Origin of the sequence: Vibrio sp. 99-70-13A1 (assembly GCF_013114625.1) — a bacterium.
Lineage (GTDB): Bacteria > Pseudomonadota > Gammaproteobacteria > Enterobacterales > Vibrionaceae > Vibrio.
The window spans coordinates 37,373-60,471 of the sequence record NZ_VTXD01000003.1; the positions used below are offsets into that span (position 1 = coordinate 37,373).

The window sequence follows — 23,099 nt, forward strand, 5'->3', positions numbered from 1 at the left end:
ACTATTAATCGACACGAGATTACTTATTATGCCTTTAGCATTATTTGCTTTAACGCTCAGTGCGTTTGCCATAGGAACCACTGAATTTGTCATTGTTGGATTGATTCCAACCATGGCTGCTGACTTAAATGTTTCCCTTCCTTCTGCTGGTCTTCTGGTTAGCTTGTATGCCCTAGGGGTTGCGATTGGCGCCCCCGTACTGACCGCATTAACAGGGAAATGGAACCGAAAATACGTATTACTGACCATTATGTCTTTGTTTGTTCTTGGTAACTTACTGGCATGGCAAGCGCCGGGCTACAACACGCTTATTACTGCTCGCATTCTTACCGGCTTGGCTCACGGCGTCTTTTTCTCAATAGGATCAACCATTGCTACCGGTCTTGTGGCGAAAGAAAAAGCTGCCAGCGCCATTGCGATTATGTTTACAGGTTTAACCGTGGCACTGGTGACTGGCGTACCACTCGGCACCTACATTGGTCAAAGCTTTGGTTGGCAAGCAACATTTTTGATTGTGGCGATACTAGGATTAATCGCTCTGATTGGTAGCGCGTTCTTAGTGCCCAACAATTTAAAACAGCCACCAGCAGCAAAGTTATCAGCACAATTAAAAGTATTAACTCAGCCTCGTTTACTTTTGGTTTATGCGATTACTGCTTTAGGTTACGGCGGCACATTTACCGCGTTTACTTACCTTGCACCTATTTTAGAAAACATCTCTGGGTTTGATTCAAGTGCAATCAGCTTGATCATGTTGGTTTACGGGGTATCAGTGGCTATTGGTAACATTTGGGGCGGAAAAATGGCTGATAAAATGGGACCAATTAAAGCCTTAACCATTATTTTCTCTGGCTTAGCCACTGTGTTAGTTGTGTTTAACTTTACTGCATTTAGTCCTTATACCGCTGTTGCAACTATCCTAATTTGGGGCGCATTTGCTTTTGGTAATGTCCCTGGCTTACAAGTTTACGTAGTGAAATTGGCAGAAAAATACACACCTGATGCGGTCGATGTGGCTTCTGGCTTAAACATTGCGGCATTTAATGTGGGCATTGCACTGGGTTCTTGGGGAGGAGGCATCATTGTCGCTGAATCTGGGCTAATGAATACACCTTGGGTTGGTGCAGTGGTTGTTATCATCGCATTGGTGCTAACTAGAATCAGTGGCGCGTTAGATAAAAAGCCAACCGTTGAAGTCGCTAGCGTAAAGATGGCTTAACTCATCAATATGACTAAATCCTCGAATACCGCTTTAAGTGTTTAAAAGAGTAAACATCATCAAATTCAATCAATAAGCACGCGTGATATTCACAATAAAAATGGCAAATATTGAACAAGGGGCATGATTCGTTCGTGCTCCTTGTCCATATGCACATAACGAAAATAATCGCTCTGAAAAAGTGTTATTTACGCCAATTTGAGACCTCTTTATCAACAAAATAACCACACAAATACTATGCTTATATAGGCATAGGTAACAAGAGGTCAGATTATGGAATATAGACACATACTTGTCGCACTGGAGCTTTCAGAAGAAAGCAATGTGCTGATAGAAAGAGCCAAATTTTTAGCCGAATTACTCGATGCTAGAATTTCTTTCATTCATATTGATGGATCACACGGAGAGATATACCCCGATCTAATAAACTTACAAACGACAACAGGATTAGCGCCACTCAACACCAGCTCAATTAAACAACTAAGAGATTTTGAAGCCGCTATCGACTACCCAGTAAGCAATATATTAGTTGGTACTGGTGATTTAGCCGATAAACTTGCAGAAACGATAATGGATAATAACTTTGACTTATTGATTTGTGGTCACCACCACGATTTTTGGAGCAGAATCATTTCCTACTCTAAACATCTTATCAATAAATCTCCTATCGATATTCTAGTGATACCAATAGAGCCTTAAATGATAAATTACATTAAGCGTTACAACACTTAGCCAGCAGAGCATTTCACTCTACTGGCTTTTTTACGTTTTGATTTTTAAGATAAATGAAGCACGAGCCATAGAATATCCACTAAGCCGTCAATTCCAGTCTGTTTCCATCTGGGTCAAACACGCAGCTTTCATAGTAACCGTCACCAGTGCGTCTCGGACCATCAATCTTCTCATATCCATCTTCAACTAAACGCGCTGTAAGCTCATCTACCGCTTCTTCTGAGCCTAACGACATCGCCATATGAATGAAGCCTGTAAACTGTTCATATCGGTCGTCTTGAGATTTAGGGATAGAAGGCATTTCCATAATTTCTAATCGGCTACCACTCTCGAAAGACAAAAAGTAAGAAGAGAACTTCTTCTTAGGGTTAAAGTATTTATCGTTAGCTGTGGCGTTAAAATATTTGATGTAGAAATCTTTTAATGTTTCAAGTTGGTTGGTCCAAATCGCGATATGTTCAATTTTCATTCTCAAGTATTCCCATTAATTTCGAGACTGTTCTTTTCAGTGCTGATGGTTCAGTACCGAACCATTCAATACAGATAGGTTAATGGGAAATAGAGGAACAAAAAACAGAACATAACTGAGTAATTATGTTCCGATTTTATTTTGAGCACTTATTGTGACGACTAGATACTAATCACATCTTTAAGCGGATAATCACATAGTTAACCGGATAATCACGTCTAGCATTTGATCAAAGCATGGACCTAGCGCTTGCTCATCAACAGCATGGCAATACACACCTTCCAATTGATCCGATTTATAATCACCAGCAAGATCCGTGTCATCCAGCATTGCAGGATCGTTCGCCATTCTAAGCAGAAGATCTTCACCATATTCGCTGTCAGGTCCGGACGTTGACGTTAATGAGGAACCAAGCCCAAGTGTAAATACATAAGTGCCTTCTAACCTTGCGGCTTCCGCCATATCTTCAACTAAGTTACGAGCCACCCTATTTACCTTGGTAAACAATTGGCTGGTGCTGTTTGTTGTATATTGAGTGACGGGTCTGACTGAATGGCTTGGGTTTAATACTTTAAACTCCGCTTCGTCTTCATCATGAGGGTTATAGTGTTCTGGCAGTTCTTCTAAATCCGAATAAATCGAGCTACCTGCATACCCATCACCGGATAATTTAGTCGCCATCGAATCATGTCGCCATAATCCATAAGGTGTCCCACTGCTCTCGTCATTGGTACGAATAGCCCCTGCATGAATATTGCCATCGGTAAATTCAAAATGAGACGCAAATGTATTCGGTGCGCCATCCGTAAAAAATACGATGACCTTTAAATTAGCAGGATCAGAGACATTTCTGATTTCATCAAGCGCTCTATACATCCCCTCCGATGCATTAGTGTATTGGGCATTCCAATAACTCCCGAAATTAAACGCATCAATCGCAGTAGTAATATCTGAGCGGCTGTGACCTCTTGCGTCAGTAAACTCAACGGGGACTTGCGCTCCAAAGGCAAATTTAACCAAAGAAATACGGTCGAAGCTTTCATGGAAGTTTTCAACAAATGATTTAGAGCGATCCACCACATCTTGGGTAACATCGCCAATACTGCCGTAACGAAGAGAGGTCGTATTATCAATGACCAGCACCAAATCCACAGGTCGACGAACAGACTGAGCCTCAACACTCGACTCGAAGCTATCGAAACCTAATATGGAAAGAAACAAATTTGGCACTTCTACTGTGGCGTTAATATCGATAGAAATATTGCCAAATTCGTCATACCCATAGTTCACATTATTTAAGGTAGCGGTGCTGTTATGAAAATCAGCAGGCATATTTGCGGAAAAATACCGGTTGGCGGCTTCTCGCCCTGCATCTTCACCATTTGCAACCGCTCTAGCAGCCGCAATACTTGCCGCATCCACCGCCGAAAATAATTTCGCTTTCACTAAAAAAGTACGGCCGGTATCCACAGCCAGCCCAATGACGGCCAGTAAAATTGGTAACGCAAGCACAGTCAGTATTGCGACTAACCCTTTCGAACGTTTCCATTTTATTTGAGGTAACTTCTTCATAACCAGTACCTTCTATAAATAAGTCGTGTCAGTTATTGAAACGCCACTTTCTAAGAAAAAGCTGAAAGCGGGATTGTACTCATACAAAACTTCAACAACGTAGACAGATTCACCTTCAGACAAATCAATGGCAAAATTGGATAATGATGGTAGGTCATCTTCATCCAGTACACATTGATCATTGCTATCCCAACTTGCGCAATTACCCCACGTCTCACTGTCCACTGAGTAACCAAAATTATCCCATCGGTGTTGGCTACTTACGTAAGGGTCGGCATCGTCCTGTCCAACAACCAACGTGATGTAAATATTACCGTCTGCACTCAAATCAAGTGGTGAACTTGTACTGGCAACAATATCCATAATTTCTTGTGGTGTTTCTGTACTACTACGAGAAATAATATTCGCCCCTTCTCTGCTTACACTAATGATCAAGTAATTGGCTTGAATCATTTGAATCAACTCGATTAGACCAACCAGAATCAGTAATAAAACAGGACTAACAATCACGGTTTCAACCGCCGCAAAGCCACGCTGTTTTGAATTAATCGGTTTGAGGAGAGCAACGTTGGAGTTATGTGCTTTAGCTTTAGCTTTGGATTTAGATTTAGATTTAACTTTAGTGTAGGCAGCTTTAGAGCTAGCCATCTTGGAGCAAGTGGCTTTAACATGGTCAGCTTGGGAATGAGTTAAAGACGATAAATGCTTAGACATAAATACACCTAGAATGACTCGTTTTTCATGGCCGCACTCACGGTAAATTTGTAAGTACCGTCTTCAACGAAAGGTAATATATAAGGGCTTGTCGTTGACCACTCACAATCAAGATGGATTGCGATAATATCACCAGGACCACCGAAGCCCGTCACAGCATTCCCATAAAGATCTTCGACTCGAATGTCATCAGTTTCGATAACTCTAGAAAGCAAACCATTAGAAGAGTCGGTGATTTTTTGGATAATGGCGGCTTCACGGTTACTGGCTCCATCGGGGTCGAGATTTGATTGACCTGTCACTGCATACCGCGCGCCTTCTCTCACCGCCTGTTGCATTGTGAGTTTGACGTAACCGTACATGCCTATATCAATGATTGTTAGGATAAGCGTTAAGAAAAAAGCAACCACAGCGGTAAATTCAATCACTGCAATACCACTTTGTTTAGACTTGTGTGCCGCAGCTTGCTTAGACTTATGTGCCACAGCCATATTTGCAGAAGCGATATTATTCCCTGAAAAAGTTTGGCTTTGTGTGTTGGCTTGGTGGCTTGCAGCAGATAGAAGGCACTCTTTAGAGAGCACTAACGGCGGTTCGAAAAAAATGGCAGGCTTGTTTACTAAATCAGCTTGTGTTTGAGCACTTGACGTTTCCATAATAAGACATCACTCATGTTTTAATTACATACTCTCCCATGCAATTAAATTTCATTGATGACACTTCTATAGATTAAATTTGGTGGGTTTTCTAATGCTATTCACTAAATTATCAATAGTGAGATTATTGAGGATTTTAAGAAAAATAGCTCATCCGATCTAACTCCTTCTAAACTCTCAATTAAGTATTACGAGGCAGTATTTCCCTCTCTTTTTTATTTTTAAAAAACTTAATTTTTAAAACCAAAGTTTACTGAAAACATGAAACTCATAAGGGTAAGTTTAACCTGCACATCAATGTCTATTATGATTTTGCAACTCACCAATCAGTGGTCTAGGTTTGGCGATACCAAAACCTTGAGCGTAAACCACATCTAATGCAGTCAGTAGCTCCGCATGAGCTTCAGTTTCAACAAACTCCGCCACCGTCAGTAGCCCCATATTCTGCGCAATTTGGCTGATGTTTTTTACTATCGCTTGGTCAGTTTCATCAGTAATTATATTTTTAACGAATGAACCGTCTATCTTAAGAATATCAACCGGAATACGACGTAAATAGTCAAACGATGCATAGCCAGTTCCGAAGTCATCCAGTGCAATCGTACAACCAAAAGACTGCAAACGAGTAAGATTGTCGATAACCAAACATTCGTTTGTCAGCGGCATGCTTTCAGTTATCTCAAAGCACATCTTATTCAGCGGAATATCAAATTCTTTCGCACAATCTAAAATGTAATTATCAAAATCGATCTGAGTAAGAGCCTGCGCAGTGAGGTTGATTCCGCATCGGTCAATGCTTTCCCACTGACTAACATGCTCAGACAACACTTTAAACGTATTCCTGATTACCCACTTATCCAACTCAATCTCTAAGCCAAACTCATTGATCAACGGGAAAAACTCAGCTGGTGCTAATACATCTCCGCCCTGTTTAGGTAAACGAAGTAAGACTTCAAAAGACAATTCTGAGTGAGTTGGGTTTTGCAAATTACGATATGGCTGGCAATACAGCTCAAATTCATCGTTATCAAACGCTGCTTGAATTTGGCTCAATTTACGAATCGAAGGATCTGTCTCACTGGATAGCATGACTTGCGAAATAGGGCTTTGCGCGTGGCTCTCAATGTTACGTGAACAAAGCTGTGATACCACTTGTTCGAACTCTAAGTCAGTATCTAGAAAGACATAGCGCACTTCTGGTTCAAGAATTTTTATCGAGCGATGATTCCAATCAAAAGAGAACTCGCATAACTGCTGGTGAAGGGTTTCAAGTTCTTTATCTAAACCTGACTTTTCAGGTAACAGATAGAGTAATGAAGTCGTAAACGGGGCGACATAACCCTGATTACATAAGGTGTTTTTTTCTTGCAAGAACTGGCTTAACTGCTTAAGCAACTCACTTTTTTCAGCCAATCCTAAAGCTTTAACCAGCCTCGTGACTTGAGAAAGGTCGATCACAACAAGCGCTGGGATTTGAGAATGACCTTTTGCGTCCACTTTTAGCTGAGCAAGAGTATATAGGCGCGTATATGGGTCTCTACGTTCAGATTCGATTGCGGCTTTATTGGTGAGGTAGTTTTTGATGGCTTGAGTAATCATCAGAAAAATGGTCACACACAGCGAGAACAACACCACAATCAAACCATAAAAAACACTGCTATCAATTAACTGCTGCTCATAGGCACTGACAGCCCCCGCAACATTAAACAACACAATAATCGCTGTAAAAATTGCCGGTAGAATAAAGCCAAATTGCCCTAAGCCTAACCCAATAATTGGCATGATTAATACGGAAAGCGCGCTGGAGGTAACATGATTTTTAGCTCCAAACGCTGCCAATAGTACTAAGCCTATCGCTCCCAACCAGTACCAATGCAGTTTAGAACGGTTAGATTGCTCATACATAGCACGGTTAAGTGCCAACAACTTATCACCACCTTCAGCTGAAACAAACGCCAACATAAAAAACAGCAAAGGAGTTAAAACTAACTGCGTCATCGAGCCGCTTAAAATGCCATAACCGTAATAGTTCAAGTCCGTCATTAACGGGTAGTCGTACAGATACGCAATCAGCGTCATTACTAAAGTGTTAATAATGGGATAAAGCACGATCATCAAGCCAGTATAGGCAATCGCAATTAAGGTAAGGTTCTTATCTGCTAAGCGCTTTTGCACATGAAGAAAAAGCTCAGAAAACAGCATCATGACCAGTGGTAACGCGAGCGAAAAAGTGAGGGCTACTGCGAGCCCGCGCTGTGAAATGAACAAATAATGTAAGGCGAGCCCTGAAATAATGCCGGGCAAAGCTTGTTTTCGGTAACGAAGAAGAAGAGCGGAAACTAAACCTGCGGTCAGCGAGATCACATGCACTCTATCCGCTTCAAGCGTAAACCAAAATGAAAGCTGGAAACTCAACAAAACTAATAAAGCGGTCGCAACACTTGATAGAGTAAAATTTGATTTCGAACGGTCGGAAAACAGCGTAAAGGACGAATAATTCATTTTATAGTCTCAAGCATTACAAATAATAGTATGGCATTCGCACATTCTAATGATAATAGCCTCTTTTAACAGTCGTTATGGTCGTTTTTTCTCCATCAATCGGCATTAGCTCGTCTTCTAAACATCAAAATCCCAAAAGATGACCAATAATTAAAACAAACAACAATCATAAGAAATTGATATTACTTACTTTAAATCAATAATCATGATTTATTTTAAATTTTATTTCTAAACATTTCGTCTTACTAAAATGGGCTTCGTCTTAGAGATGTAATTAGAAAATAATTAAACCAATTCGGAGTAATACCATGATTAAATTGATTAGCTTTAAAAACTGCCCATTTGTACAACGTGTTATGGGTGCCCTTGTAATGAAGAATGTGCCATTCGAAATCGAATACATCGAGCTGAATAATAAGCCTCAATGGTTCCTAGACATTTCACCTAATGGTCAAGTGCCCGTACTCGTCACCGAAAATGACACGGTACTGTTTGAGTCAGACGCCATTGTTGAATACTTAGATGATAAATACGCTCCGATTGAGGAAGTATCCGCAGAACAAAAGGCGCTAGATCGTGCATGGTCTTACCAAGCAAGTAAGCACTATATGCCTCAATGTGGCACCATGGGCAGTAAAGATAAAGAGACCTTTGACACTCGCCTTACCAACCTTGCTAAAGCCTTCACGAAAGCGGAAGGAAAACTAGGTGATACGCCATTCTTCAAAGGTGACTACATTTCTAACGTTGATATTGCGTGGCTACCAATACTTCACCGAGCATCCGTTATTAAAGACCACTCAGGCTACGACATGCTAGATGGCTTCCCTAAAGTACAAAAATGGCAAGCGGCATTGATTGAATCAGGTTTAACGGCTAAGACCGTTCCAGCTGATTTTGTTGAGAAGTTTAGCGGCTTTTACCTAACCAATACTTACTTAGCAAGCTTAAAAGACAATAAAGAAGTAGCGTAACCAAGGCTCTCGGCTCTAGTAGAGATAAACTGCCGAAGCGGCTTAATCCATTCACTTACCGTCACTAGATCCCCCTGAATCGCGAGTTCTTACGACCTCGCGATTTTTCTACTCTCATCGCTAATTCCCCAGCCATTCATTCGGCACTCTAACTGCCACCACGCTCGCTTTGGCACATACCACTCCTTTAGATAATAATTGACAATCTAAAGTGATTTTATTCTCTTTGGCTTCTTGAATAGTTGCCTGAAGTTCGACTTCACAATCTATGGCGACAGGCTTTAAAAACGAGACATCTAATTTCCCTGTGGCAAACCAAATGGTGTCACCTTCGCCAATGGCTCGCCCAGCCATTTGGTAACCTTTTGCAATGGCGGTGCAGACACAATGGCAATCGATAATCGTAGAAATGATGCCGCCGTTAAGAAAATGAGTCGGTCCGGCAGAGTGGTGGGAAGAAGGCATAAAAAAGCAAGATGAGGCATCATCCTCTGTCCAATAGCTTTTGATTTGCAGCCCATCAGGGTTTTCAGCCCCACACCCGTAGCAGTGGTTATTTGGAATTTGGTCTTGGAACATTATTGGCTTAGTCATACTCCCCCTCCATTTTTACAAAGTATATAAGAGTATGAAAAAAGTGCAGGTTTCTATGATTTACACGATGTCAGCTCCACCAGCTGATCAAGGACATCTTTATCTAATATTGGGTGAGGCTTCACGCCCAAAACCAAAACAATATCCACGGAGGGCAACGCTGGCATATTCTCTAACACCTTCAAATTCGAAGTCGTGCTCAATTTACCCAGCACACCTATAGCTAAACCTTCTTGAACAATACCCCGCAATGCAGAAGCCGTATTACAACATGCAAGCAATTGGTAAGGAGTACCTTGTTTGGTCAGCACATCCACTGCCGCGCCGTGATATTTACAATCCGATTGAAACAACGCAAGCGGTAAAGGTTGAGAATCATCAATCTCAAAGTCAGGATGGCTTATCCACACACCTACATCATTGGTTAGCCAATAGCCTTCTTCCGTGCCTGGAGCACGAGTCAGAATTGCCGCGTCTAACTTTCCTTCATCCAACCATTCTCGCAATGTGATACTGGGTTGGCTGAAGACTTGAATAGAACACGTTGGTTCTGACTGTTTTAAAATACGGATGACTTTAGGAAGAATGGCGTCGTTGTAATCTTCAGGACAACCCAGCCGAAGTGGTTGTTTATTTTCGTAACGCTTCACTTGTTTCAAAGCTTTGTTGTGTAAAGCCACCAATTGTTCAGCATGAGAACGTAATGCTAGCCCCGCCTCACTTAGCACTAAATTTCGCCCTTCTTTCTCAAACAGGGTGACACCAAGCTCTTCTTCCAACTTACGCATTTGCGCACTGAACGCTGATTGGGTGCGGTTAATTTGTTTGGCTGCTCGGGTAAAGCTGCTGGTTTCAACAAACGCTAGAAAGCTTCTCAACGCATCAATATCCATATCTTTCGCTATCCATCGTTTCTATAAATGTATGACATCAAAATTATCCGTTAGTCCCGGATAACACAATCCCTTAATCTGAAAACACACAAGGCAAAACTCACACTCGCGACAAACAAGGAAGAATCATGCAGCTTTTTATTGGTAATCAAAATTACTCCACTTGGTCATTACGCGCTTGGCTTATCTTTGCCCAATATAAGATTGAAGCCGACATTACTAAACTTCAACTGTTTAGTGATGATTTCTACAATACATTGCAAGAAGTGACACCTACGGCAAAAGTACCCACATTGGTCGATGGAGATATTCATGTATGGGACTCTCTCGCCATTTTGGAATACGTTAATGAAACCTATCTAGATGGGAAAGCATGGCCGACTATCACAAAAGAGAAAGCTCACGCACGAGCGATTACCGCTGAAATGCATTCTGGCTTTTTTGATTTAAGAAATGAGCTGCCAATGAACTGCCGAGCAAAGCGCGAACTTGATCTAAGCAAAGGAGCATTAAAGGATTTATCGCGTATTGATGAGCTTTGGTCACAACAAATGGATCAGCACCCAGACGGATGGTTATTTGGCGAGTGGTCCATTGCAGACGCAATGTATGCCCCTGTTGCATTAAGAGTAGAAACTTACGGTATTAAGTTATCTGAAAAAGCGACTGTTTATCAGCAAAAAGTACTGAATAGCCCTGCGATAAAACAGTGGTTAGCAGAGGCGAGCCTAGAAACTGAAATCGTAGAAGAAGACGAGGCTGGTTCTCCCGCTTAACTGCTCTAAAATCACGTTTGGTAAAATCAGTTAAACCAAGCTGAGCAAGGCAAGGCAAGGCAAGGCAAAGAATAAAACACCGCTCAAATTTCGAAGCGGTGTTTTATTTTGGGGGGTACTTGTGAAGCGTCTTAGATGCACAAAACAATCGAGCCACAAAGCATCAATAAGATGGTCGCATACCAAAATGCTTGCACTTTATTATCAGCAACGTTTACTCGAATGTAGTTAACCTCTTCATTTGCCATGGTGACAAATTCAGAATAGTCGATTGATAATTCTCTGTTTGCATCTTTTAAATTTTGTTGAAGCTTGCTAAAAACAGTATCAACAAAACCGCCAGCGCCTCCTTCTGTGCCCGCAGAAAGGGCAAGGTTATCCCATACCACCATCCGAGATTCGTATTCACTTTCACTTACTCGGTTCATTGCACGTAAGTCATACTCACGTTTAGTACGTTCATAACCCATTTTTTTCAGGCTAAGGTTTTGTAAACCATTCACAGTTGGTACTCCAAAAATTTCATTAGATATAAAAGAGCATTCAAAGGCTCATAAACTGTGACAAAACAGATCTTAAAAAGGGCTATCTAATGACAATTTTTTCAGGATAAATATATTTTCAGAGCTTCGAAGAGCAAGATAAATTGCTCACCTGAAGCGCTTAGTTTCGGGCAGGCATAGTAGATAGGTCGTTAATTCATCGCAACTAGGGGATTTTGTCTAGACGACAAATAGTTTTGCGCGAATAAATGGCTTACAAAGGAAAGGAGCTGAAGATTAAATTTAAAGTAAGTGGGGATAAACGAAGATAAGCAGACAAGCAGACAAGCAGACAAGCAGACAAGCAGACAAGCAAAAAGTAATGAACGAAAACCGAATACAAAAATAAGTACCGCAAAACGGATGTTTACGATACTTATATTGATCATCTAAAGCAGTTTCTGCTCAGAAAACTAAGGGATGACTCGTTAGCGATTAATTTGCCGCAGCGTGATGTTTCACAAGTTTTGTATGCAGTTTGTCTTTCAACTCCATGCGTTCAACTTTGAGGTTATGCATATTGTCATCATCAATTGGGCTGCCAGAAATTTCTAATTGGCGAATATCATAATCAAGCTCATGATACTTTTGAAGAGCCGCTTTGAATGCTTCATCATCATGATTTAGCTGGACAATATCGAGTTTAAGCTCTGGAAAATCTAAAATAAAAGCATGGTTTTCATTTAGCATCGGCATTTCCTTTTATAATCTGATTGTTCGTTAGTATAGAAGTAAATCCCAACCAGAAATGCGGCTTAAAACGCAAAATCGCCAGCTTATTATGACTCTACTGCTTTTCAGTAAAGGTCACTTCATATTGACCTAATTCACTATAGTTAACCTGGGTGAGTTGGTTGAATTCAACGTTGACAACACCACAGTAAGATCCAGTAATCAAAGCTTCACCCGCTTGGAAAGCTACGCCTCTGCGAGTCATGTAATTCACCAGCCAATAGATAGGGCTTACTGAATTCTCATTTGGATGAACGCCAGAAAAAGACTGTTTGTTATCCCCTTGAGTCACTTCAATTGCAATAGACGCGGCTGAGAAGGCTTTGTCACGTTCAATTTCAGGGCCAATGAATAAACCTTGGTTAGTCAAACCGTCTGCTAACAAATCTGGAAATTCAGTGCCACTGTCTGCAGCGTAACGTGCTTGGATGAGTTCCAAAGCCATATGGCAAGAACCAATCGCGTCATTGATTTGTGCTTCAGTGTAACCTTCATCGCTAGCAAGCAACGCTTTCGATAACACAAATGCAATTTCTGGCTCGATGCGTACAACACCTTTGTCCGCATAAAGCGCACAATGCGTACCTTGTTGTACGTCATTACCAAAAATAGGGCCAACAACCAGCTTACCTTCCGCTAATGGTTGCAAGCACTTCCAACCCGCCACGGTGTCATCATTTAACTCGATCATTGCTGATTGAATACATAGTGCATCTTCAACGCTGTTTGGGCGAATTGCTTCGCTTAAGCATGGCGCTTTAATTCCTGCAACACGACGGCTCAACAGCTCTTGAGCGGCTTGCTTATATAGATCACTCATATTGGATCTTCTTTTATTTGTATTATTAAATTACATGTATGATATATCAATTTAATTCAACAGGGTAGAGAATCATTCTTGCTCTTCGACACTGTTATCGAATACGTAACTGGTCATTATTCTTTATCAAAACTGTCCACAATAATCGCGCCCATTGAGGCTGGCATTGTGATCACGATTATCCGTTTAAACGAGACAATTGGGTCTTCAGTCAAAGGCAGTTTATCAATGCAGAACAGCACTAACGCGACTACAAAAGCCGCCATTAAGTAAGCAATAACAATTCGAGAAACAAATACTAACTTACGATTACTGACTTCCCTTTGAAAAACACTTTCATAGGTATATAGCCCAAGAAAAACCACAGACAAAGTGAACAACAACATTAAATTGGTGGCAGGCAAGGTTTCCCCCAACTTCCACGCTTCTTCAGAAAAAGAGATAGGAACAGCTAAAGCGAATGCGCCAACAAATATCTGGCTTGCATCTTCAATATTAAAGCTCCATTTCATTTTAGCCTCCGCTTCCATTCGGTTTAGTTTCTAGCACGTTTAGTTTATAGCTCACAGCAATCTTCATTTATAACTTACAGCAATCTTGAATCCGTCTTGAATCCAAGTCGATTCTTACTCTGCGCCCAATATCCTCTTTATCCATCATCCATCATCCATCATCCAGAGACTAAGCTTCGCTGTTAAAGCCTCGGAAAATGTTCATCAGCGTAATCATGGTAAACACAATAATTACGAAGGATAAATGCCACGCTTCACCTAAACCTAACTTCACTAACCCCATACTGACTAGAGATGAAACCACCATTTGCCCGCCGCCCGACATAGCCGCCGCCGCACCAGCATTTTTCTTGTAAGGCTGCATAACCAAAGCTTGAGCACATGGCAAAGCGATACCATTACCTAAAATCATTAACAGCTGACCCAGCATCAAATACAAAGGTTCAACAGGGCAGAAAAAGAACCACACCGCTGCTGCCACATGCAAAACTGGCGTGCATAACAGCATTTTCTTGCTGCCTAAAATTGGACGGAATCGGTTACAAATACTGGTGCCCCCCAACATACCCAATGCCGGAATCACCGCCCACATTGCGTATTCGTCGGAAGTCATCCCGATTTGGTTTTGCATAATAAATGGCATCACGGAAACCGTGGTGATCATTAAGCTAAAGTTCAACCAGCCAATGCTCGCAAAGCTCATGAAGTAACGTGACGTCAGCAGTTCTTTGTATTGCAGCACCATATTTTTTACCGATGGAATACTAGAACGCTCAGCCACTGTTTCTTTAAAGCGAAACGCAATAATCACCCACGCCAGTGATACATAACCAAACAAAGAGATGAACACCATGCTCCAGCCGAAGTGGAAATTAATGAACCCGCCAAGCACTGGTGCAATTAAAGGAGTAATCGAAGCAGCCATCGCAATGTAAGACATCGCAACGGGCAGCTCTGCGCCACTGAAACGATCGCGAGTCGATGCTCTCGCCAGTACCGCGCAACACCCGGTGCCTAACCCTTGCAGGAAACGTCCCATCACAATTCCAGTAAAGGAGTCGCTCAAAAATATGATCATCAATAAACCGAGCAAGGCGATAAACAGCCCAGTTAACAACACTTTCTTGCGCCCTAACGCATCTGAAATCGGTCCGTAAATAAACTGAGAAGGACCAAAACCCAATAGATAAATACTGACGAGCAGTTGAGCTTCTTCAAGAGAGATTGAAAAGTCTTTAGCTATCCAAGGTAGTGACGGAAAAACTAAGCCCATACTCAGCTGACCTACACTGATAATTAAGCAGGCTAAAAGAATGGTTCTAAATTGAAATGGGCGACTCATGATTTACTGCCTTCTTCGTCAAATTCATCGACTAACCGCTGCGCACCATTTCCATTTTCATGGAGGATGTCTTCAGGGTTGAGTAACTGGCACTTCTTCATACTCAAACAGCCACAACCAATACAGCCCGTTAAATTCTCACTTAATGACTGGATCTGCTTCATTTTATGGTCGAGATCTTTCTGCCACTTCTTAGCAACCTTTTCCCAATCTCGCTTCGTCGGCGTTTTGTTCATGGGTAAGCTCGCAAGCTCAAGCGTAATTTCTTCAAGGGTGAAACCGATGGATTGAGCCACTTGAATAAGCGCAATTCTGCGCAACATAGAGGTGTTGTATCGGCGTTGGTTACCATTAGTCCTTATCGATGATATGAGGTTCTTGGTTTCGTAAAAACGCAGAGCAGACGCTGCCACTCCGCTTCTTTCTGACAGTTGCCCTACGGTTAGGTAGTTATTATTTATCATGATGTTAAACCTGAAATACAACGATGAGATCAATATGAATGAAGACATTAACTTGAAGTTAACTTTAATTATATACTATACGCCAACGGGCAAATTTTGTTCGAATAATTAAACTGATTTCTTATATTTTATGGAGAGAGTCTAAGACAGGTATTGATGCTCACTACGCAAGAGACGTAAATAGTAATGAGCAACAAAGCAGACAAAGAACAGCCAGAATAACGGTACGACTTAACAAAGCGATGGGGCTTAGTTAAGTGATGAGGCTTACCAAAGTGATGAGAATAAATAAGCGATGAAAATAGATAAGTCACTTAATTCAATCGATAGACGCGCCACTGAATAAATAGATAGGCATGTAGATATGTCACTTAAATAGATAAAGAGAAGCGACTAACTACCGCCAAAGCATAAATACTTCACATCTAAATATTCATCGATGCCTTGTTTAGCACCTTCTCGCCCAATACCCGACTGTTTGATTCCGCCAAAAGGGGCAACTTCCGTTGAAATGATCCCTTCATTAATCCCCACCATGCCATATTCCAACGCTTCAGCAATTTTCCATACTCGATGAATATTCTGGCTATAAAAATACGCCGCTAACCCGTAAATGGTGTCGTTCGCCATATGGATTAACTCTTCATCACTGTCAAAGCGCATGATTGGCGCCACGGGACCAAAGATCTCTTGCTGGACGATATCCATGTCATGGGACACATTTCGAAGCACCACCGGCTGCATGAATAATCCAGGAAGCGTTTTAAGAGGAGTGACTGGGATAGCACCTTGCTCAATAGCGCGGTCAATTTTAGATTGAATACCCGTCTTCGCTGATTCACTGATCACAGGACCTATATTCACCTCGCTTTCCAAACCGTTCCCTACTTTGAACTTTTGAACCTCAGCATCTAACTTAGTCACAAAAGTATCGTACACATTGCTGTGAATATAAAATCGGTTCGCGCAGACACAAGTTTGCCCAGCATTACGAAACTTAGATGCCAATGCGCCTTTTACTGCGGCATCAATATCTGCATCTTCAAATACAATAAACGGAGCATTGCCGCCGAGTTCCATAGAAGTTCGCTTAATGTCATGCGCACTTTGCTGCATCAACAGGCTTCCAACTTTAGTCGAACCAGTAAAGGACAGTTTTCGTATCAATGGGTGTGAGGTGAAAATATCTCCAACTTGAGGCGCTGTGTTTCCTAGCACCACTTTTATCACGTCGCGCGGGATACCCGCTTGATAGGCAAGTTCAACGACAGCAAAAGCCGATAGTGGCGTCAGTTCAGCAGGCTTCACGATAAAACTGCAACCAGCAGCCAATGCCGGAGCCGCTTTACGGGTGATCATCGCAATAGGAAAATTCCAAGGCGTAATGGCGCATGCCACGCCAATTGGCTGTTTGATGGTAACAAAACGTTTATCGCCAGAATTAGCGGGAATGGTTTCCCCATATGTTCGCTTGGCTTCTTCTGCAAACCATTCTATAAAGCTTGCCCCATAGAGCACTTCACCTTGAGCTTCGGGTAATGGTTTACCTTGCTCTAAGGTCATTAACCGGCTTAAATCTTCTTGGTTCTCTAATAGCAGTTCATACCAGCGGTGTAAAAAGCCTGAACGAGTTTTCGCAGGAAGTGCCGCCCAACTTTTTTGCGCCGTATGCGAACGCTCAATGTCGGCTAATATTTCAACATCACTTGAAACTGGTGCATAGCCGATAATATCGGCTGTCGCAGGGTTACTCACAGCAAGCGCTTTGTCTGATTCTGTAACCATAAAAGACAGTAAGCTTTGATTTTTTATCTGTTGCATACGAATACCTTTTCGTTGTCTGACATTCTTAGCGTTAAGCCATTTTCCAGACTGAAAACAAGCTTAATTCACCCACCATACCGCTACAAACCACTTGTCGAACGACAATATCGTTTGATCTTTTTTAGCTCCTATTGTGCGATTAAAAAGTTGTGGTCTACCTCATTTCGGCACTATTTCTTGCAAGGGATACAACTCGTTCTTGCAAGAGATACAACTCGCCAATTTCAACTTATTGAATAATTTTCAGTCCATTCGGGTAATAAAGGTTTGCTCATCATCCACAAAAGCCACAAAGCCGCCGTGATAGATGAACACTCGACCCCGCCCCTCAACTAGACAGGCTAGCTGTGGGTTCAAATCTTCTTCATTACCCTGGCTTTGAAATGTACCGGTATCGGTGATTACGCCGCTAAATGTAGGCAGATACCCATAAGTACGCTTGGCTTGATCAATCAAGTTCAATTCGCTGAGGGTAGAGAAGCAAGATGGGATCGCACCGGCTTCTTCGATAAACATAGTTTTCAGTTCTTCAAAAGCTGTAATCACCAGCCAGTCGATGCCGTTAACATGATGGATAAACATAGATTATAAATACCTAGTTTCTCGATAATTTTGATGCGGAGATTCTATCACTATCAAGGGCAAAACGTAGTGAAGATTTAGTTGCTAAAGATGGTGATTCTGCGCCATTTCCGGATATTCAATAGACCAACTTGAAACAAGTTTTTGCTATTAAGGCTGATTGTCCATTTATGCCACAGGTGTCAATGAATGGGCTATATTTATTTTTTGATGTTGTACTTAATCAAAGTTATATACATCAAATACAATTATTATCATTTGGTATAAATAATTATGGATATATGCGGTTTATGGAGCAACCAGGTGAAATTTCTCAGTTCTTAGATTTTCTAGTGGATGCAATTCTGATTGTTGATCAGCATTCTAATATTGTGTTTGCGAATAAATCATGTGCTCAGTTATTTGGTTATGAGAGAGAGGTATTGTTAAACCTTAGACTGAATGACTTGATGCAGCCGGATGTTGTTAATCACCATGATATGAAGGTCAGTAACTTTGTACTTAATCAATCTCAAGCTAGAGAAATGATGTCTAGAAGTGTTATGCCTTGTCGAAATGCTAATGGTGAGGGGTTTAACGCAAGGATTTCCATCGGAAATATTATGTTTAATGGTGCGAAGTGTGGGATAGCAACGTTACATGATTACTCTAGAGTTCAAGAGGTAATCGATGAACTAAAGGATGAAGCGAATACGGATGCATTAACAGGTTTGTTTAATAAGCGGCACCTTGAGAGTTTATTAGAAAATCAGTCATTAAACGTGCTTAATTCTGGTTGTTTGGGAGTTGCCTACCTAGACTTAAACGGATTTAAATTAATTAATGACACGTTTGGGCATGATATTGGTGACCAGCTTCTTGTTGAGATATCTACTCGCTTGAAAGGACAGTTACGGAGTAGTGATATCTGTTTTCGAGTAGGCGGAGATGAATTCCTAGTATTGTTTGATATTCATGATCACAAGAACTGTGAACAAGAAGCTAAAGGTATTGCGAGTAAACTGCGTGAACTAATTTCAGAGCCCGTTTCGGTAGATAAGGTCGATGGTGAGATTGCGGTTGGAGTCAGTATTGGAATTGGCATTTATCCGCATGATGATCGTGAATTATCAGTATTAATAGATAAGACGGACAGAGCTATGTATATAGCTAAAAAGAAAAAACTGCCGTACGTGCTTACTTCAACTTTAAGCTGATCTGCATTAGTAATTAAAGTGATTGACCGTTTTGCTTATCTTATAAGTACTGATGAGCTATCGATATTCTTTTCGAGCAGTACTGACTGCCTCGATCGCTATGAGCAATAACCTGCTCAGGAAACCGTAGGCGAGGTGTCATTCACCTCGCTATTTCCTACGGTCGGACATGTACCAATGCGATATCGAGACCAAAGGAGAAGGATTCTTAGGAGAACTCCACTTTTATTAAACTAGGCTTTTATTTCTTCTATATTTTTCTGCATTGTTAAGCATTTTTGTTTGAACAGATTTCAGTGTTTCAATCTCTTTCTCAGACACACCTTCAAGTAAAATATCATTCCATTCTTTAATGATTTGAATCAGTACCATCTCAATCGCTCGGGCTTTTTCAGTCACAAAGACTAACCTAGCGCGGGCATCATTCGGGCAGCGCTCTCGCGTGACCATACCTTTCACTTCTAGTTGTTTCAAAACCCGTGTGGCACTGGCTTTATCAACTTGCACTTGAGCTGCAAGTGCGTCTTGTGTGATCCCCGATTCAACATAAAGAGCCATGATAAAGGGTAATTGTGAGAACGAAATATCGTGAGTCTCTAATAGATTGCTGAGTGCCCATAACTCTTGACGATAGAGCGTTGCAATTTGCTTGCTGATCGGGTTTTTGGGTGCTGTGCTTTTCATTCGTTCCTCGATGAACTTTTAATAATTAGTTGCGCTGTCAACTATATTGTATCTTTGATAATACCAATAAACAACAATTGAAGAGAACCGAGGCCAATAATGAAACATCAAAAATCCATTCCGATAATATTGACCACTTTGTCGACGCTTTGTGCTGCTTCGTCAGTAATGGCGGCAAGTGATGCAACAGCCTACATAAACGGTAATATTTACACGGCTAATACGCAGCATCAATTTGTCACCTCAGTTGTTGTTGAAAATGGTGTGTTCAAATATGTTGGCAACGACTCAAAAACGGCAGCTTCATTTAACAAAGACATAAGAGTTGTTGATTTGAAAGGTAAAACCGTGTTCCGGGGCTATATGACAGCCATATCCATCCAATCGGGGCAGGTGAAAAACTGTTATTTGAATGCCATCTTCCTGCCAGCGCTAACGCTGAAGAAGTCATCACTTTGGTTGCTGAGTGTGTGGATACAATGCCTGCGGGTTCATGGATCATCGGCTCTGGTTGGGGGTCCGATATTTTGATGTCTGCTGATATCCCAACGATCAAAATGCTTGATGACGTATCAAAAGATAGAGCCATTTTGCTTACGGATTACAGCCATCACAATGTGTGGGTGAACAGCAAAGCCATCGCTGAAAGCAAAATTACACTTGCTAGCATGGAGCAATACAAAGACTTAGTCATCTATGACGATACAGGTGCTTTCTCTGGATTTTTCTTAGAAGGTGCGGGTGCCCCGTTACATAATGCCGTGCCTAAACGCACCAGTGATGAGTATGCGCTTTCAGCTAAAAAAGTGATTACTGAACTGAACAAAATGGGCGTTATTGGTGTTAAAGATTCTTACGTATTTGATAAGGAATACAACGCGTGGAAACAACTCGATGATAATGGCTTATTGACGGCGAACGTCGCGTTATCATGGGGTTGGCCGACTAGCAATAATATGAGCCAAGATGAAACACAAAAAGCGTTCATGGATATGGTCAAACCAAGTTCAGGACACCTTTATTCTAAATTCGCCAAAATGACGCTAGATGGTATCCCACCGACAAAAACGGCTGCGATGTTAGCACCCTATAGCGATGATGAAAAAGCAGCATTAGGTAAGCTTAATTATTCCGAAAAGTTGCTTGCAACAAACTTGATGTGGTTGGATAAGCACGGTTTTACTACACAAGTTCATGCTGTGGGTGATCGAGCAGCGCGTACCATGCTCAATGCGGTTGAAAAAATGCGTGAGATACAAGGTGATTCGGGGTTGAGACATGAGATTGCCCATGCATGTATCGTTGATCCATCTGACATCAAACGTTTCTCAGAGCTGAATGTGGTTCCTAACTTCTCACCTATTTTCTGGTACCCAAGTATGTTCCAAGATGGGTTAGAAATGGCGATCGGTAAAGAGCGTGCGGGTAGAAACTGCGCGGTTAAAACGTTATCGGAAAACGGAGCGATGCCAACAGGGGGTTCTGACTGGCCCATATCACCCGATGTGAATCCATGGAAAGCAATGGAATCTCTGATTACTCGTAAAGACCCTAATGGCCTGCGTGCTGACGAAACAGTATGGCCAGAGCAAAAAATTAATATTGTTCAAGCGTTAGAGCTATATACGATTAATGGCGCTAAAGCTCAGCGCCGAGGCGATAAAGCAGGTTCAATTGAAACAGGTAAATCTGCAGATATGTTATTACTAAATCAGAATGTGTTTGATGTTGATTCGAACGCTCTCGGTGAAACAAAAGTGGATCAAACCGTATTTGAAGGAAAAACAATATACACAAGTCCAGAATCTCAAGTTAGAACAACAATCGAGAAATATTCAGCAAGTGTATTCAACGCAGATACAACAAGTTTAAAGCAGATGTTTCACACTAACGCAGTGATGGCTGGTGATCTTCCTCATGTTCATCTTGCAGGCACGCCTGAACCATTTATTAAAGATGTCGCTTCACGCCCATCGATGGCTTCTCAAAACATCAATTTCATCTCTAAAATTACTTACATTGATGTTCAAGGTGATACCGCAAGCGTAACTTTAGAAGAAGAGAACTTTTTCGGTAATGGTCGTTTCGTTAACTATTTGAGCTTAGTTAAGGAAAACAACCAGTGGCAAATCGTATCTAAAGTATTCACACATAAATAATCATTCAGAGGGTTCAGGTTTTGAACCCTCTACTGAAACCTTGCCAGCCATTTGCTAACTCATGAACAGCATTTTAGTCGACACACCTATAGTTACGGCAATCATGACAAACTTGATAAGCTGCTGACCTTTCGCCAAAACCAGTTTCGCTCCAACCTTTCCGCCGATGACTTGCCCGATAAACATCAACAAACCAACATCCCAAGGAATGTGTCCGTCGTAGACAAAGCACTTCAAAATATACGGCAGAGTTTCCACAAGCCGCGATAGCGGAGTTTTTACGCACGGGTGGTTACGATCTTCACATGCGAAAAGTGTCAGAATTTTTCATACGACGTTGCCTATCTTCCATCTCCCGCTCTTTACCCTTCCTTCTACACTGCAACACACATTGGAGTGCCAGAAACTGGATCACGGAATACTCTGGCTTTTAAGTCGAAAACTTCATCAAGTAATGCTTCGGTAAAAACCTCTTCAGGTGAACCTTGCGTTATCAATGCGCCTTGCTCTAACACTATTAAATGGTCACAGTAGCGACAGGCTTGATTTAAATCGTGCAACACCACAACAACCGTTTTGCCATTGTCGTTCATTTGCCTCATTAAATTCATGAGTTCCACTTGATGAGACATATCTAAGTAAGTCGTCGGTTCATCCAGCATCACAACGTCTGTATCTTGAGCCATCACCATAGCGATCCATGCTCTTTGTCTTTGACCTCCAGAAAGTGACTCGACGGCTTTATCTGCAAATTCCGCCACCCCTGTATTTAACATGGCCTGTTCAACGATCTTTTTATCTTCCTGATTCAGACGCCCCCAATGAGATAAATAAGGTGAGCGACCGTATTCCACCAGCTTCCTAACAGTAATACCTTCGGGGCTCACTAATATTTGAGGCAATAGCGACAAAGAACGAGCTAAAGATTTATCTTGATAACTGCTTATGGCTTTACCCTCAAACAGTACTTCCCCAGAAGACGGTTTATTTATACGCACTAAGGTTTTCAATAAGGTGGATTTGCCACAGCCATTAGGCCCTACAAGAGCCGTAATTTTCCCTTTAGGAATGTTCAAAGACAAATCTTGAATGATGGTTTGCTTGCCGTACGCGACGGAAAGGTTCTGCGTTTGTAGCATGT

The 23,099-nt window shown here is 41.6% G+C and carries 24 protein-coding genes; 6 read left to right on the forward strand and 18 right to left on the reverse strand.

Annotation, left to right across the window (positions count from 1 at the left end; genetic code table 11):
• The first annotated feature begins 28 nt into the window (after window positions 1-28).
• Together F0226_RS03590 and F0226_RS03595 are read left to right on the forward strand one after the other, a co-directional pair.
• Window positions 29-1,219, forward strand: a complete 1,191-nt coding sequence (locus F0226_RS03590; protein WP_171734361.1) for an MFS transporter — start codon at window positions 29-31, stop codon at window positions 1,217-1,219.
• A 273-nt stretch (window positions 1,220-1,492) separates the two neighbouring features.
• Complete coding sequence (locus F0226_RS03595) at window positions 1,493-1,918, forward strand: universal stress protein (RefSeq protein WP_171734362.1); 426 nt, start codon at window positions 1,493-1,495, stop codon at window positions 1,916-1,918.
• Between the two features lie 112 nt (window positions 1,919-2,030).
• Here the strand turns inward: F0226_RS03595 and F0226_RS03600 are convergent, their stop codons facing one another.
• The 5 genes from F0226_RS03600 to F0226_RS03620 form a co-directional block, all read right to left on the reverse strand.
• Window positions 2,031-2,420, reverse strand: coding sequence for a VOC family protein (locus F0226_RS03600; protein ID WP_171734363.1), 390 nt, complete (start codon window positions 2,418-2,420; stop codon window positions 2,031-2,033).
• 192 nt (window positions 2,421-2,612) lie between these two features.
• Window positions 2,613-3,992, reverse strand: coding sequence for a vWA domain-containing protein (locus F0226_RS03605; RefSeq protein WP_171734364.1), 1,380 nt, complete (start codon window positions 3,990-3,992; stop codon window positions 2,613-2,615).
• A 12-nt stretch (window positions 3,993-4,004) separates the two neighbouring features.
• A complete protein-coding gene (locus F0226_RS03610; protein WP_253820749.1) occupies window positions 4,005-4,706 on the reverse strand; it encodes a TadE/TadG family type IV pilus assembly protein in 702 nt (233 codons plus the stop codon).
• A gap of 8 nt (window positions 4,707-4,714) precedes the next feature.
• Window positions 4,715-5,362, reverse strand: coding sequence for a TadE/TadG family type IV pilus assembly protein (locus F0226_RS03615; RefSeq protein ID WP_345776501.1), 648 nt, complete (start codon window positions 5,360-5,362; stop codon window positions 4,715-4,717).
• Between the two features lie 294 nt (window positions 5,363-5,656).
• A complete protein-coding gene (locus tag F0226_RS03620) occupies window positions 5,657-7,864 on the reverse strand; it encodes an EAL domain-containing protein (protein ID WP_171734365.1) in 2,208 nt (735 codons plus the stop codon).
• A 308-nt stretch (window positions 7,865-8,172) separates the two neighbouring features.
• Here F0226_RS03620 and F0226_RS03625 point away from each other — a divergent pair, with 308 nt between their 5' ends.
• Window positions 8,173-8,838 carry a glutathione S-transferase family protein gene (locus tag F0226_RS03625; protein WP_171734366.1) on the forward strand — a complete coding sequence of 222 codons (666 nt, stop codon included), beginning with the start codon at window positions 8,173-8,175 and terminating at the stop codon, window positions 8,836-8,838.
• A gap of 120 nt (window positions 8,839-8,958) precedes the next feature.
• Here the strand turns inward: F0226_RS03625 and F0226_RS03630 are convergent, their stop codons facing one another.
• Together F0226_RS03630 and F0226_RS03635 are read right to left on the reverse strand one after the other, a co-directional pair.
• Window positions 8,959-9,432, reverse strand: coding sequence for a PaaI family thioesterase (locus F0226_RS03630; protein WP_171734367.1), 474 nt, complete (start codon window positions 9,430-9,432; stop codon window positions 8,959-8,961).
• Between the two features lie 53 nt (window positions 9,433-9,485).
• Window positions 9,486-10,325, reverse strand: coding sequence for a LysR family transcriptional regulator (locus F0226_RS03635; RefSeq protein WP_171734368.1), 840 nt, complete (start codon window positions 10,323-10,325; stop codon window positions 9,486-9,488).
• Window positions 10,326-10,453: 128 nt separating this feature from the next.
• Between F0226_RS03635 and F0226_RS03640 the strand changes: the two genes are divergently transcribed.
• Complete coding sequence (locus F0226_RS03640; RefSeq protein ID WP_171734369.1) at window positions 10,454-11,101, forward strand: glutathione S-transferase family protein; 648 nt, start codon at window positions 10,454-10,456, stop codon at window positions 11,099-11,101.
• 131 nt (window positions 11,102-11,232) lie between these two features.
• Here F0226_RS03640 and F0226_RS03645 read toward each other — a convergent pair whose 3' ends face one another.
• The 8 genes from F0226_RS03645 to F0226_RS03680 form a co-directional block, all read right to left on the reverse strand.
• Complete coding sequence (locus F0226_RS03645) at window positions 11,233-11,571, reverse strand: thiamine-phosphate diphosphorylase (protein ID WP_171734558.1); 339 nt, start codon at window positions 11,569-11,571, stop codon at window positions 11,233-11,235.
• 507 nt (window positions 11,572-12,078) lie between these two features.
• Window positions 12,079-12,333, reverse strand: coding sequence for a YdcH family protein (locus F0226_RS03650; RefSeq protein ID WP_171734370.1), 255 nt, complete (start codon window positions 12,331-12,333; stop codon window positions 12,079-12,081).
• 97 nt (window positions 12,334-12,430) lie between these two features.
• The gene (locus F0226_RS03655) at window positions 12,431-13,195 is read right to left on the reverse strand and encodes a hydratase (protein ID WP_171734371.1); all 765 of its coding nucleotides are present in this window, start codon (window positions 13,193-13,195) and stop codon (window positions 12,431-12,433) included.
• Window positions 13,196-13,311: 116 nt separating this feature from the next.
• Window positions 13,312-13,707 (reverse strand): DUF2391 family protein, encoded by a 396-nt coding sequence (locus tag F0226_RS03660; RefSeq protein WP_171734372.1) that lies wholly within the window; start codon window positions 13,705-13,707, stop codon window positions 13,312-13,314.
• Window positions 13,708-13,876: 169 nt separating this feature from the next.
• Window positions 13,877-15,049, reverse strand: coding sequence for a multidrug effflux MFS transporter (locus F0226_RS03665; RefSeq protein WP_171734373.1), 1,173 nt, complete (start codon window positions 15,047-15,049; stop codon window positions 13,877-13,879).
• Window positions 15,046-15,513, reverse strand: coding sequence for a redox-sensitive transcriptional activator SoxR (gene soxR / locus F0226_RS03670; protein ID WP_171734374.1), 468 nt, complete (start codon window positions 15,511-15,513; stop codon window positions 15,046-15,048). Before soxR ends, F0226_RS03665 begins: the two co-directional genes overlap by 4 nt.
• A 393-nt stretch (window positions 15,514-15,906) precedes the next feature.
• On the reverse strand, window positions 15,907-17,334 hold the full coding sequence (locus F0226_RS03675) for an NAD-dependent succinate-semialdehyde dehydrogenase (RefSeq protein ID WP_171734375.1): 1,428 nt from the start codon (window positions 17,332-17,334) through the stop codon (window positions 15,907-15,909).
• A 246-nt stretch (window positions 17,335-17,580) separates the two neighbouring features.
• Window positions 17,581-17,919, reverse strand: a complete 339-nt coding sequence (locus F0226_RS03680) for a cytosolic protein (RefSeq protein ID WP_171734376.1) — start codon at window positions 17,917-17,919, stop codon at window positions 17,581-17,583.
• A gap of 131 nt (window positions 17,920-18,050) precedes the next feature.
• Between F0226_RS03680 and F0226_RS03685 the strand changes: the two genes are divergently transcribed.
• Window positions 18,051-19,115 (forward strand): sensor domain-containing diguanylate cyclase, encoded by a 1,065-nt coding sequence (locus F0226_RS03685; RefSeq protein ID WP_171734377.1) that lies wholly within the window; start codon window positions 18,051-18,053, stop codon window positions 19,113-19,115.
• A gap of 228 nt (window positions 19,116-19,343) precedes the next feature.
• On the opposite strand, the gene F0226_RS03690 is transcribed toward F0226_RS03685, so the two are convergent.
• The gene (locus F0226_RS03690) at window positions 19,344-19,799 is read right to left on the reverse strand and encodes a MarR family transcriptional regulator (RefSeq protein ID WP_171734378.1); all 456 of its coding nucleotides are present in this window, start codon (window positions 19,797-19,799) and stop codon (window positions 19,344-19,346) included.
• Between the two features lie 401 nt (window positions 19,800-20,200).
• Here F0226_RS03690 and F0226_RS03695 point away from each other — a divergent pair, with 401 nt between their 5' ends.
• Window positions 20,201-21,958, forward strand: a complete 1,758-nt coding sequence (locus F0226_RS03695; protein ID WP_253820756.1) for an amidohydrolase family protein — start codon at window positions 20,201-20,203, stop codon at window positions 21,956-21,958.
• A gap of 54 nt (window positions 21,959-22,012) precedes the next feature.
• Here F0226_RS03695 and F0226_RS03700 read toward each other — a convergent pair whose 3' ends face one another.
• Window positions 22,013-22,216, reverse strand: coding sequence for a hypothetical protein (locus F0226_RS03700; protein ID WP_171734379.1), 204 nt, complete (start codon window positions 22,214-22,216; stop codon window positions 22,013-22,015).
• A gap of 116 nt (window positions 22,217-22,332) precedes the next feature.
• Window positions 22,333-23,097 carry a Fe(3+) dicitrate ABC transporter ATP-binding protein FecE gene (fecE, locus tag F0226_RS03705; RefSeq protein ID WP_171734380.1) on the reverse strand — a complete coding sequence of 255 codons (765 nt, stop codon included), beginning with the start codon at window positions 23,095-23,097 and terminating at the stop codon, window positions 22,333-22,335.
• Between the last annotated feature and the right edge of the window lie 2 nt (window positions 23,098-23,099).